Here is an 11647-nt window from a genome sequence, read left to right on the forward strand (position 1 = left end):
GATCACACCAACGTCCTGGGTCGGACCGCGTTCGCGCGGTCGACGAGAGCGATGCGCTCCTCGGGGGTGTCCGCCAGCCGGGCCAGCTGGCGGTAGCAGCGCTCCAGGCCCGACCGCAGCCCGGCTTCGCTGACCTCGCAGTCCAGCAGCCGCCCGGTCGGGCCGGACCCGTTGGCGGGCAGCGCGTCCAGCGCCGTGCGCAGCAGTTCCGCGGTCAGGTCCACGCGCCGGGCCACGTCCAGCGCCAACCCGGACAGCCGCGCGCCCGCCGCCACCACGTCCGCCAGCGCGCCGCCGGCCTGCGCCCGCACCGCCGCGACCTGTGCCGCCACGTGGTGGCTCGACGTGTCCGGCACCGCGTGCAGCACGTCCACCGCCGCGTCCCGCCCACCGGCGGCCAGCAGCACCCGGGCCAGCCCGAACGCCGCGCTCACGTACGCGTGGTCGGTGCGCCACACCACCCGGTAGAACCGCGCGGCGACGTCGAGGTCGCCCGCCAGCTCCGCGCACACCGCCAGCGCCAGCTTCGGCGCGGTCTCGCCCGGCACCACGTCGTACACCTGCGCGAACGCCGCGCGCGCGGCCGCCGGTCGGTCCTGCACCAGCGCCGCGAGCCCCCGGTACCAGCCGGGCCGCCAGTCGTCCGGCGCGGGCTGCCGCGGATCGTCCGGGTCGAACGTCGCCGGGTTCGCCAACGCGTCCAGCTCCGCCAGCGCGTCGTCCACCCGGCCGCCCTCGATCAGCGCCCGGACCACCTGCAACCGCACCTCCACGGTCTGCACCGGGGCCGCCCGCAGCGCCGTGACCAGCTGGTCCGGGTCGCCGGTGGTGGCGGTGGCCAGGAACCCGGCCGCCGCGTCCGCGGTGTCGACCTGCGGCACCGGCAGCCCGGCGGCGGCCGCCCGGGCGTCCGGCGCGCCGGCCACGCCGAACGCCCGCCGCTCGGGCGTGAACTGGCGGGACAGGCCCGGCCGGGGCACCTCGTCGAGCTGCGCCAGCACCTCGCGCAGCACACCGGTGAGCTGCTCGGCCATCTCCTCGGCGGAGGCGAAGCGCTGGTCCGGGTCGCGGTGCGTGGCCCGCTTGAGGAACCGGTGGAACGAGTCGTGCCGCGCGAGCACCGGCTGGTCCTCCGGCGCGGGCAGCGACTCCTGGTGGGCGCGCCGGAAGTCGAACGCGAAGCTCATCACCGCCAGCGCCCGGCCCACGGTGTACAGGTCCGAGGCCACCGACGGGCCGATCGTGCCGATCTCCGGGGCCTGGTAGCCGATGGTGCCGTAGATCGCGGAGTGCCGGTCGTCGATCCGCCGCACCGCCCCCAGGTCGATCAACTTCAACTGCTCCTCGGTCTGGATCACGTTGTCCGGTTTGAAATCGCAGTACAGCAGGCCGACGCCGTGCAGGTAGCCCAGCGCGGGCAGCACCTCCAGGGCGTAGGCGATCGCCTGCGCCACGGGCAGCGCGTCCCGGCCGGAGCCGTCCACCCGCAACGCCTTGATCATGTCCTTGACCGACGTGCCGCCGACGTACTCCATCACGATGTAGTCGACCAGCTCGCCGGACTGCCGGTCGGCGTGCCGCACGAAGTTGTGGATCTCCACGATGTTGGGGTGCGACACCTCGGCCAGGAACTGCCGCTCGGCGGTCGCCGCCGCCACCGCGTCCGCGTCGTCGGAGTCCAGCAGGCCCTTGAGCACCACCCAGCGGTTGCTCACCGCGTGGTCCAGCGCCAGGTAGATCCAGCCCAGGCCGCCGTGCGCCAGGCACCCCAGCACCTCGTACTGCTCGTGCAGCATCTCGCCGGGCGCGAGTTTCGGGGTGAACGAGTAGTGGTGGCCGCAGTGCGCGCAGAACCCCTCCACGCGGCCCGGCCGGCCCTCCCGGCCGCGCCCGACCTCCTTGCCGCAGCTGGAGCAGAACCGCTTGGCCTCCGGCACCTCCGGGTCGACCAGCACCGCGGTCTTCGGGTCGCGGGCGGGCACCCGGGGCACCTCGACCAGGCCCGCGCCCAGCCGGCCCCGGCTCGACGACCGGGTCGAGGCCCGCCGCGACCGGCCTCCCGACGAGGTCGAGGTGGACGCCGTCCACGCGGCCGTGCCCGGACCGGTGCCCGGTGCCGTTCCCGGGGCCGTGCCCGCAGCGGTGCCGGCGGTGCCCGCCGGCACCGGGGCCTCCATGCCGCACCGGTCGCAGAACCCGTCCTCCTCGATCGTGCCGCCGCACGCCGTCCGTGCACACGTCCTCATCGCGCAGCCTCCGTCCGGTCCAGCACCGCGCGCTGGTAGCGCGCCACCGCCACGGTGCCGGCCCGCAGGTCGCACGGCACGGCGCGCAGCACGTCCCGCGCCTCGCGGTGCAGCGCCGACAGGGCGGCGTCCTCGGCGTGCCCGCGCGCGGTCGCCTTCGCCCGGTAGGCGTCCAACCGCCCCCGCAGCTCCGCCCGCCGCTCCACCGACCCCGCCAACTGCGCCGCCACCGCCCTCATCCGCTCCAGCACCGCGACCGCCGCCGATTCCACCTCGGCCAACTCCCGCTCCCGCACCTCAGGAAAACGCAACCGGAGCCCCGCCAGTGCCCCCGCCGGCCCGGAAACTTCCGGTGTCCCGGGGTGCTCCCCGGCGATCTCCGCCACCGTTACGAGCCGCAGCGCGACCACCTCCTCACGCAGCGCGCCCGCCTCCGCCAGCGTCGCCGTCACCGAGGCCACCCGCGCGGCGAACCCCTCCAGCAGCCCCGCCACCTCGGCCGCCCGGTCGGCCAGCCCCGCCGCCGCCGGGTCCGGGGTCAGCGGGTCGGCCACCGCCCGCGCGTGCGCCGCCGCCACCTCCGCCCGCAGCCGCGCCACCGACGCCGCCTCGGCGAGCCCGGCGAGCCGGGCCGCGACCGGGTCCAGCACCGCCAGCCGCGCCGACCACGCCGCGTGCACCTGGTCGAACAGCGCGGTCAGCTCGGCGTAGCGGTCCTTCATCCGGGCCACCAGCTCGGTGAGCGTGATCCGCTCCGCGGCCACCGCCGGACCGGTCAGCGTGCGCGCCGGCGGCGGTGCCGACAGCACCACCTCGGGCCCGGTCAGCAGCCGCCGGCGCTCGGCCGCATCCCGGGTCGCGGTCGCCTGCGCCAGCACCGCCCGGTAGGCGTCGAACCACTCCCACAGGCCCACCATCGCGGTGTTCGCCGACGCCCAGCGCCGCGCGGTCTCCCCGGACAGCGTCGTGCCGCGCAGCAGCCGGTGACCGGGGTGGTCGTCCATGGCCAGCAGCGACTGCGCCACCCGGTCGCTCTCCGCGCGGAGCCCGGCCAGCCCCGCGTCGTCGCCCGCGTCCACGCTCAGTCCCGGTAGGACGCGGCGGGCGGCGCGGGCGGGTCGCCCAGCCAGCGGCGGTGGATCGAGGCCCACGTGCCGTCCGCGCGCAGCCGCTCCAGCAGCGCGTTGACGAACCGGACGAAGTCCTCGTCCTGCTTGGGGAACGCCATCCCGTAGGGCTCGGCGGTGAACTGCGGGCCGACCACCTTGGTGTACGGGTCCTGGGCGGCGAACCCGGCCAGGATCGTGTTGTCCGTGGAGATCGCGTCCACCTGGCCCTGCTGGAGCATCACCAGGCAGTCGGTCCAGTTCTCCACCGACACCGCGATCGGCTTCGACGGCGCGTTGGCCACGTTCGCCAGCGAGCTGGACCCCTTGGTCGCGCACACCTTCCGGCCGCCCAGCGACTCGATCCCGGTCACGTCGGAGGTGCTGGGCACCAGCACCCGCTGCCCGGCCTGGTAGTAGACCGACGAGAACGCGACCTTCTGCCACCGCTCGCAGTTGACCGTCATGGTCCGCACCACGATGTCGACCTCCTGCTTCTCCAGCGCGGGGATCCGCTGGTCGGAGGTCAGCACCTTGAAGTTGATCCGGGTCGGGTCGCCGAACACCGCCCGCGCGACCTCGCGCGCCATGTCGACGTCGAATCCCTCCAGCTCGCCGGAGAACGGGTTGCGGAACCCCATCAGGTAGGTGTTCTGGTCCACGCCCACGGTCAGCCGCCCGGCCGCCTGGATCCGCGCCATGGTCGACCCGGTCGGCATCTGCCCGGCGGCGGGCAGCGGGCCGGCCGGCCGCAGGCTCGCCGTCGCGTCGCACGACGGGGTCGCCACGGCCGCCGCGCTGGGCGGCGCGGTCAGCTCCGCGACCCCGGTCGGTCTGGGCAGCACCGCCGAACTCCCGCCGATCTCCGGCGCGCTGCTGGGCACCGCGCCGCAGCCGGCCACCAGCACCGCGGCGACCACCGCGAGCACCACCGGGGCGACCCCGACGGCCGCCCGCCCGTAACGCCTCGTCATCGGTACTCCTTCAGCCGCTGCCACAGGCCCGCCGTGGACGCCGCCGCCGCGATCAGCGCCAGCAGCACCACCGCCGGCACCGCGCCGGACAACGCGCCCCGCGCCCGCGCGATCGTGTCCGTCAGCTCGCCGCGCGACCGGCTCAACGCGCCCACCAGGTCCTTCTCCAACGCGTCGAACGCCACCGCCGACTCGCCCTTGCCCAGCGCGAGCCCCACGGCACCGGCGAAGTCGCCGCCGTTGTCGGCCTCGCGGACCCGCAGGTGCGCCTTCTGCCAGTCCCCGAAGTTCGTCGTCGCCGTGGTCAGCACCGACGAGCCCGGCGCACCGGCCTCGTCCAGCAGGGCCTTCAGCTCCCCGGAGACCGTCTTGAACCGCTCCTCGTAGGTCGTGCCGCTGCCGCGTGCCACCAGCGTCAGCGTCTCGTCGCCGCGCGCGGTCAAGGTCGCGATCCGGGCGCGCGCCACGACGTCGGACATCGTCGCGTCGTCCTTGCTGCCGGACGCCTGCGCCACCACGAGCGACGAGGCGATCACCACCCACAGCAGCGACACCGCGCACGCCGCCGTGGCCGCCACCAGCCCGACGTTGAACACCCGGTTGGTCTTGCGGGTCAGGTACCGCTGGGCGAGCACCAGCGCCGTGATCAGCGCCCCGCCCAGCAGGAACTCCAGCCACGGCAACGTCCCCGCGCCGTCCAGGTCCCGCATCACGTTGTCGGTCTCGGTCCCGTAGAGCTGTTGCGCGGCGGGCAGCATCTCCGACCGCATCAGGTGCGACGCCTCCCGCAGGTAGGCCGCGCCGACCGGGTTGCCCTGCCGGTTGTGCGCCCGCGCGGTCTCCACCAGGCCCGTGTAGACCGGCAACTGGCCCGACAGCGTCGACAGCGGGCCCGCCAGTGCGGGGGAGCGGGTGATCTCGCCGGTCGCGGTGGACAGGGCCGCCGCGGCCCGCGCCACGTCCGCCTCGTACCGCTGCCGCAACTCCGGCGACTCGACGCCGCCCGACAGGAACGCGCTGGCCGCCGTGGCGTCCGCGTCCGCCATCGACCGGTAGACCTCCTGGGCGGCGTAGGCCAGCGGCTCGCTGCGGTCCGCCAACGCCTCCAACGCGTCCGACCGGCGCTGCACCGACGCCGCCGTCAACGCGCCCACCAGCAGCGTCGCCGCGATCAGCAGCAGCGCCAACAGGCTCAGCCGCCCCGGCGTGCTGCGGGCCAGCCCGGTGACCCGGCTGACCGCTCCCCGGTTCCGCTGGGCTTCGACCAGCACGACCGCCCCCTCTCCGGAGTGATCGGCGCCACTCGCCGCCCCGTCAGCGTAGATCGTCACAGGTGCGGGAGGGGGCGCTTCGCGCGACTCCGACCGCGATCGCGGGGGTGCGTAACTACGCTCGACGCCGTGATGGTCATCGCGCACCTCAGCGACACCCACTTCGACGGCGACCCGCGCGCCACCGAGCGCGCCCGCCGGGTCGTGGACTACCTCGAAGCCCTGCCGGGACCGCTGGACGCGATCCTGGTCAGCGGCGACATCGCCGACCACGGCCTCACCTCCGAGTACGAACTGGCCCGAGCACACCTCGTGTCCACGAAGGTCCCCGTGTTGCTGCTGCCGGGCAACCACGACGTGCGGGGAAACTTCCGCGAAGTGCTGCTCGGCGAAGCGCCCGGCGACGGCCCGGTCAACCGGGTCGCGAAGATCGGCGGCACGGTGTTCGCGCTGTGCGATTCGAGCATCCCGGGCCGCGCGGACGGGCTGCTGGAGGACGCCACGCTGACGTGGCTGGAGGAGGTGCTGGCCGAGGGCGCGCCGACGCTGGTGTGCCTGCACCACCCGCCGGTCACCGTGCACGAGCCGAGCATCGACCGGATCCGGCTGGGCGAGGCCGACCGGTTCGCCGAGGTGCTCGCCCGGCACGACAACGCGCTGGCCGTGCTGTGCGGCCACGCCCACACCGGGGCGGCGTCCACGTTCGCGGGCCGCCCGGTGCTGGTCGCGCCCGGCGTCGTGTCGACCCTGCTGCTCCCGTGGGAGTCCGACCGGGTGGTGGACCGCGACCTGCCGCCCGCGCTCGCGTTCCACGTGCTGGCCGACGGCCGGCTCACCACGCACTACCGCGTCGTGCCGACCAGCCCGGCCTGACCGTCCCCCGGGACACCGCCCGGCGACTGGACGCCGCGCCGGGGTTCGATGAGGATCGAAGCATGACCACCATGCGCGCGATCGGCCAGGACCGGCTGGGCGGCCCCGAGGTGCTGCACGGGATCACCGCCGAACGGCCCGCGCCCGGCCCCACCGAGATCCTGGTCCGGGTCCGCGCGGCCGGGGTCAACCCGGTCGACGCCAAGACCCGCGCGCACGGCGGCGTGCTCGGCGAACCGCCGTTCACGCTCGGCTGGGACGTCTCCGGCGTGGTCGAGGAGGTCGGCGTCGGCGTCACCCTGTTCCGGCCGGGCGACGAGGTGATCGGGATGCCGCTGTTCCCGCGCCCGGCCGGCGCGTACGCCGAGTTCGTCGCCGCGCCCACCCGCCACTTCGTGCGCAAGCCCGCCGCCCTGGACCACCCGCACGGCGCGGCCCTGCCGCTGGTCGGCCTGACCGCGTGGCAGAGCCTGGTGGAGACCGCCGGCGTCGGGCCCGGGCAGCGGGTCCTGGTGCACGCCGGCGGGGGCGGCGTCGGGCACCTCGCGGTGCAGATCGCGAAGGCCCGGGGAGCGCACGTGATCGCGACCGCCGGAGCCGCCAAGCACGAGTTCGTGCGCTCGCTGGGCGCGGACGAGGTCGTGGACTACACCGCGGTCGACTTCGCCGCCGTCGTCCGGGACGTCGACCTCGCCTTCGACACCGTGGGCGGCGACGTCGGCGTGCGCTCGCTGCCGGTCGTGAAGCCCGGCGGCATGGTGGTGACCATCCTCGGCGGCACCCTCGACGCCCTGCGCGCCGCCGCGCCCGCCGACGTGCGGGTGGCGGCGGTGTTGTGCGAACCGGACCGGCACGGCCTGCTCGCGCTCGCGGACCTGGTCGAGCGCGGCGCGCTGCGCACCGAACTGGACGCCGTGCTCCCGCTCGCGCAGGCCGCGCGGGCGCACGAACTGCTGGAGACCGGCCGCACCCGGGGCAAGATCGTGCTCACGCCCTGAGCCGGCGGCGCACCTCCATCAACGCCTCGCCCAGCAGGTTCAGGCCCTGCCAGGAGCCCGGGTCGGCGGCCCGCTCGTCGTCGGCGGCCAACCCGATGCCCCACACCCGGTCCACCGGGCTCGCCTCGACCAGCACCCGGTCGCCGGTGGCGAGCAGGAAGTCCCGCGCCGCGTCGTGCGCGGTGAACTTCGCCAGGTTCCCGCGCACGACGACGTCCAGCCGGTGCTCCTCCCAGGTGGCGTTGTCGAACCCCCGGACCTGGCGGCCCAGCGCCTTGGCCTCGCCCGGTGTGCGCGCGGCCAGCACCCGCTCGGCGACCTCGGCGTCGCCGAACAGGTCGGCCTTGCCCGCCATCATGAAGTGCTCGGCGGTGCGGTAGGTCCGGCCGTCCGCCGTGAACTCGCCCTCCCACCACTGGCTCAGGCACTCCTTGCCGACCCGGTCGGGCGCGCCGGGCGTGTGGCCCCAGAAGAACACGTACTTCGTCACCGGCACACGATCCCAGACCACTGCGCCGGGTCGTCGCGCCGGCCGCGTGACCGGTCTTGTGCCTCACGTGGCGTGAGGTCCTAACGTCCCCACCATGCGTTATTGGAGCGCGGGCGAACTGGCCGGGGCCTGCGGGATCACGGTGCGCACGCTGCACCACTACGACGACATCGGCCTGCTCACCCCCGCCGCGCGCAACGCGGCGGGCCACCGCCGCTACAGCGAGGACGACGTCCGCCGCCTCTACCGCATCCGCGCGCTGCGCCAACTCGGCGTCCCGCTCGACCGGATCGGCCCGGCGCTGGACGACGACGTGCCCGGCCTGCGCGACCTGCTCACCGCCCAGCTGGCCGACCTCGACGCCCGCGCGCACCGCCTGGACGAGCTGCGCGACCGCGTGCGGACCCTGCTGACCGGCCTGGCCGACGGCGTCCCGCCGGTCGAGGGGTTCCTCACCGCGCTGGAGACCCTCGCCCTGTTCGACGCCTACCTGTCCGCCGACCAGCGCGACGCCCTGGCCGCCCGCCGGACCGAGCTGGGCGGCCGGCAGGTCGAGGACCTGCGCGCCGAGTGGGTCGGCCTGCTCGGCGACCTGCGCCGCCACCAGCGGGCCGGCACCCCGGTCACCGACCCCGGCGTGCGGCGGCTGGCCGCCCGGTGGACCGAGATCGGCGAGGCGTTCCAGCCCGCCGGCGACGACCGCGTCCGGTCCCGGGTGGCCGACCTGTGGCGCGACCACGGCGACCGGATCGGCGCGCAGCTGAGCACCCGCATCGGCTGGGACCCGGCGGGCATCGCCGAAGTGCTCGACTACCTCGATCGCGTGAGGACGACCCGATGACCTCTGCCCCGGACAACACCCCGCTGTCGGCGACCGCGCTGTCGACGACCGCGTTCACCGCCGTGGCCGCCGCCGCAGCGCGCGCCGTGGAGACCAGCCGGCCGGACCGGCTGGTCGAGGACCCGTTCGCGGAGGCGTTCGTGCGCGCCGCTCCGACCCCGGTCCCGCTGCCCACCCGGTGGCCCGACGACGTCGGCGCGCTCACCGACCAGCAGGTGCTCCTGCTGCTGGGCGCGAACTACGTCGGCCTGCGCACCCGGTTCCTCGACGACGCGCTCACCCCGGCCACCCCGCAGGTCGTGCTGCCGGCGGCGGGCCTGGACGCCAGGGCGTTCCGCCTCGACTGGCCCGCCGGCACCACCGTGTTCGAGCTGGACCGGCCGGACGTGCTGGCGTTCAAGGAGCAGGTGCTCACCGCGCCGCCGCGCTGCGCCCGCGTGCCGGTGCCCGCCGACCTCGCCGGCGACTGGGAGACCCCCCTGCGCGCCGCCGGTTTCGACCCCGGCACCCCCACCGCGTGGCTGGTCGAAGGACTGCTGCACTACCTCGACCCGGACGCCGAGCGCGCGCTGGTCGACACCGTCGACCGGCTGTCCGCGCCGGGCAGCACCCTGGCCGCCGAACACGCCGTCGCCGTGGCCGACCCGCGCGCGCTGCGGGACGGCGGCGAACGCGTCGGCATCCGGATGGACGAGGTGGTCCGCGGCGGCCCCCGCGCCGACCTCGCGGCCACCCTGCGCGGGCGCGGCTGGACCGCCGAGGACGTCCCGGTGGACGCGGTCACCGCCCGCTACGACCGCCCGCTCCTGCACCCGGACCTGGTCCAGGGCCCGGCGCGCCCCACCCAGGCCGGGTTCACCACCGCCGTGAAGAACCCGTAGGCACCGGTCCGGTCGCCGTCCGAGGGCATCCGCCGGCAGAAGGGCCGGGTGGCGGCGCACGGTGTCGGACCCGCTGTCTACGATGCCGCCGTGATCGACTTCGAGGGGTTGCGCACCGACGCTTCCTGGCAGCTCACCTGGTCCGACGACCGGCTGGACGAGGCCGTGTTCCGCCTGGCCCCGGACACCGCCGGAGAGCGCGGCGCGCTGGTGGCACGCCTCGGCGCGGACGCGGGCGACCCGGAGCAGTGGGAGGCCGCGCTGATCGAGGCGCTGCTCACCGACCCCGCCTCGGCGCACCTGCGCCGGCTGGAACTGCACCTGACCGACTTCCACCACTCCGCGCGCCGGGCCGCGCGGGCCCTGGCCGCCACGCGCCGCGAGCAGTTGACCGACCTGTACTTCGGGCACGACTTCGAGTGCCTGTTCGAGCACGCCACCACCTCGACCGGCGGCCGGATCGACCCGACGTCGTGGCTGCACGACGGCCTCGTGGACGACACGGCGAACCGGCTGTGGGACGCGCTGCCCGCACTGCGCGAACTCACCGTCGAAGGCGGGCTGCTGTTCGACGACATCGACGGCGACGCGCTGCCCGCGCTGACCGGACTGCGGTTGCGCGGCGCGGTGTTCGCCGACGGTGCCGTCTTCCCGCACAAGGCGCCCGCCGTCGTGACCCTGACGCTGGACATCGGTGCCGACGTCTTCGGCTCCGTCTGCCCCGTCGAGCAGCTGACCGCGCTCGACCCGGCCCGCTACCCCGCGCTGCGCCACCTCGACCTGGGCGACGCGGAGTTCGACGGCGGCGACTACGCCACCCTCGTCACCCTGGCCGAGTCCCCGATCCTGCCCGGCCTGGAGACCCTGGCGCTGCGCGGCCTGCTCATCGACGACGACGAGATCGAGGGCGACCGGGCGACCGCGCTGGCCGCCCTGGCGCCCTCCTTCGCCCACCTGACGATCACCGTCACCGACGTGGCCGACGACGACGTGGCCGCCGTGCTCCCGCTGGCCGGCTAGATGCGTGAGTCCGACCAGCCCGGACGCCTTGCGCAGCCGCCTGTTGTAGCCCGGCCGTCGGGACAGGCACCGGAACAGGCGCCCCGGAATGCACGCGGGCGTGCCGCAGCCACCTGGCCTCGGAGGTGAACCCGAGCGGCCTCCAACAGGTCGCCGGTCCTGACGTGAAGTGCGGACGCGAGTATGTCAAGGCCGGCCGTCACAACCCGCACGTCGACACCCTCGCCCCATCTCCAGGTGCCTACCCCTCGGAATCAACCATCCAGGGCCGGTCGGGCAGCGGGAGGGGGATCGCGGGCAGGCCGTCGATGCTCACCGCGTTGTGGTCCTTGCGCTCGCAGTACTCGGCGAACTCCGGCTCCGACTTGCGGCCGAAGTAGTCCGCGTGCAGCGTCCGCTCCTCGCGGTAGTCCATGAACGGCACGGCGTACCCGCACGTGTCGCTGACCAGCTTCGCCGTCACCACCACGACCGCGCGCAGCGCCGGCCCGTCGGCGTCCCCGAACCCGGACACCAGCTCGGCGAAGCGCGGGTCGTCGCGGAACACCGGTTCGCCGGTGCCGTGCACCCGCACGATCTTCGGCGGGCCTTCGAACGCGCACCACATCAGCGTGATCCGGCCGTTCTCCCGCAGGTGCGCGATCGTCTCGGCGTGGCTGCCGCCGAAGTCGAGGTAGGCCACCCGGTGCTCGTCGAGCACCCGCAGCGACCCGGCCCGCCCCTTGGGCGAGACGTTCACGTGCCCGTCCGCCGCCAGCGGGGCGCTGGCCGTGAAGAACACCGGCTGCGCCTCGATGAACGCCCGCAACCGGCCGTCGATCCGCTCGTAGACCTTCCCCATGCCGCCAGTATCACCGCAGCCGGCCGGGAATGGCCTGGTCATCCCACGTCCCGGACGCGCGGTGCGGGAAACCCGTTGCCGGGCGGCCCGCGACCCGGCGAGACTC

11 protein-coding genes are annotated in these 11647 nt (G+C 75.1%); 5 read left to right on the forward strand and 6 right to left on the reverse strand.

Annotated features, from left to right (window positions below; translation table 11 throughout):
* Positions 1-2: 2 nt before the first annotated feature.
* From AC0HI0_RS11200 to AC0HI0_RS11215, 4 genes are read right to left on the reverse strand one after another with little or no spacing between them, the layout of a single operon-like run.
* Positions 3-2246 carry a serine/threonine-protein kinase gene (locus AC0HI0_RS11200; RefSeq protein ID WP_480932238.1) on the reverse strand — a complete coding sequence of 748 codons (2244 nt, stop codon included), beginning with the start codon at positions 2244-2246 and terminating at the stop codon, positions 3-5.
* The gene (locus AC0HI0_RS11205; RefSeq protein ID WP_480932239.1) at positions 2243-3325 is read right to left on the reverse strand and encodes a hypothetical protein; all 1083 of its coding nucleotides are present in this window, start codon (positions 3323-3325) and stop codon (positions 2243-2245) included. The genes AC0HI0_RS11200 and AC0HI0_RS11205 overlap by 4 nt, the downstream gene beginning before the upstream one ends.
* A gap of 2 nt (positions 3326-3327) precedes the next feature.
* Positions 3328-4326 (reverse strand): glutamate ABC transporter substrate-binding protein, encoded by a 999-nt coding sequence (locus AC0HI0_RS11210; RefSeq protein ID WP_480932240.1) that lies wholly within the window; start codon positions 4324-4326, stop codon positions 3328-3330.
* Positions 4323-5597 (reverse strand): hypothetical protein, encoded by a 1275-nt coding sequence (locus tag AC0HI0_RS11215; protein WP_480932241.1) that lies wholly within the window; start codon positions 5595-5597, stop codon positions 4323-4325. Before AC0HI0_RS11215 ends, AC0HI0_RS11210 begins: the two co-directional genes overlap by 4 nt.
* A 132-nt stretch (positions 5598-5729) precedes the next feature.
* Here AC0HI0_RS11215 and AC0HI0_RS11220 point away from each other — a divergent pair, with 132 nt between their 5' ends.
* Positions 5730-6470, forward strand: a complete 741-nt coding sequence (locus tag AC0HI0_RS11220; protein ID WP_480934285.1) for a metallophosphoesterase — start codon at positions 5730-5732, stop codon at positions 6468-6470.
* A gap of 71 nt (positions 6471-6541) precedes the next feature.
* The gene (locus tag AC0HI0_RS11225; RefSeq protein ID WP_480934286.1) at positions 6542-7468 is read left to right on the forward strand and encodes an NADP-dependent oxidoreductase; all 927 of its coding nucleotides are present in this window, start codon (positions 6542-6544) and stop codon (positions 7466-7468) included.
* Here AC0HI0_RS11225 and AC0HI0_RS11230 read toward each other — a convergent pair.
* Complete coding sequence (locus AC0HI0_RS11230) at positions 7458-7958, reverse strand: NADAR family protein (protein WP_480932242.1); 501 nt, start codon at positions 7956-7958, stop codon at positions 7458-7460. The genes AC0HI0_RS11225 and AC0HI0_RS11230 overlap by 11 nt on opposite strands.
* Before the next feature lie 94 nt (positions 7959-8052).
* Here AC0HI0_RS11230 and AC0HI0_RS11235 point away from each other — a divergent pair, with 94 nt between their 5' ends.
* The 3 genes from AC0HI0_RS11235 to AC0HI0_RS11245 all read left to right on the forward strand — a co-directional run bounded on the left by AC0HI0_RS11235 (position 8053) and on the right by AC0HI0_RS11245 (position 10700).
* Positions 8053-8799 (forward strand): MerR family transcriptional regulator, encoded by a 747-nt coding sequence (locus AC0HI0_RS11235; RefSeq protein ID WP_480932243.1) that lies wholly within the window; start codon positions 8053-8055, stop codon positions 8797-8799.
* On the forward strand, positions 8796-9680 hold the full coding sequence (locus AC0HI0_RS11240) for an SAM-dependent methyltransferase (protein ID WP_480932244.1): 885 nt from the start codon (positions 8796-8798) through the stop codon (positions 9678-9680). Before AC0HI0_RS11235 ends, AC0HI0_RS11240 begins: the two co-directional genes overlap by 4 nt.
* A gap of 90 nt (positions 9681-9770) precedes the next feature.
* Positions 9771-10700: a hypothetical protein gene (locus AC0HI0_RS11245; RefSeq protein WP_480932245.1), complete on the forward strand. Its 930-nt coding sequence runs from the start codon at positions 9771-9773 to the stop codon at positions 10698-10700.
* Positions 10701-10941: 241 nt separating this feature from the next.
* On the opposite strand, the gene AC0HI0_RS11250 is transcribed toward AC0HI0_RS11245, so the two are convergent.
* Complete coding sequence (locus tag AC0HI0_RS11250) at positions 10942-11541, reverse strand: pyridoxamine 5'-phosphate oxidase family protein (protein ID WP_480932246.1); 600 nt, start codon at positions 11539-11541, stop codon at positions 10942-10944.
* Positions 11542-11647 lie beyond the last annotated feature (106 nt).

The organism is Saccharothrix sp. NBAS 001, from assembly GCF_056640475.1.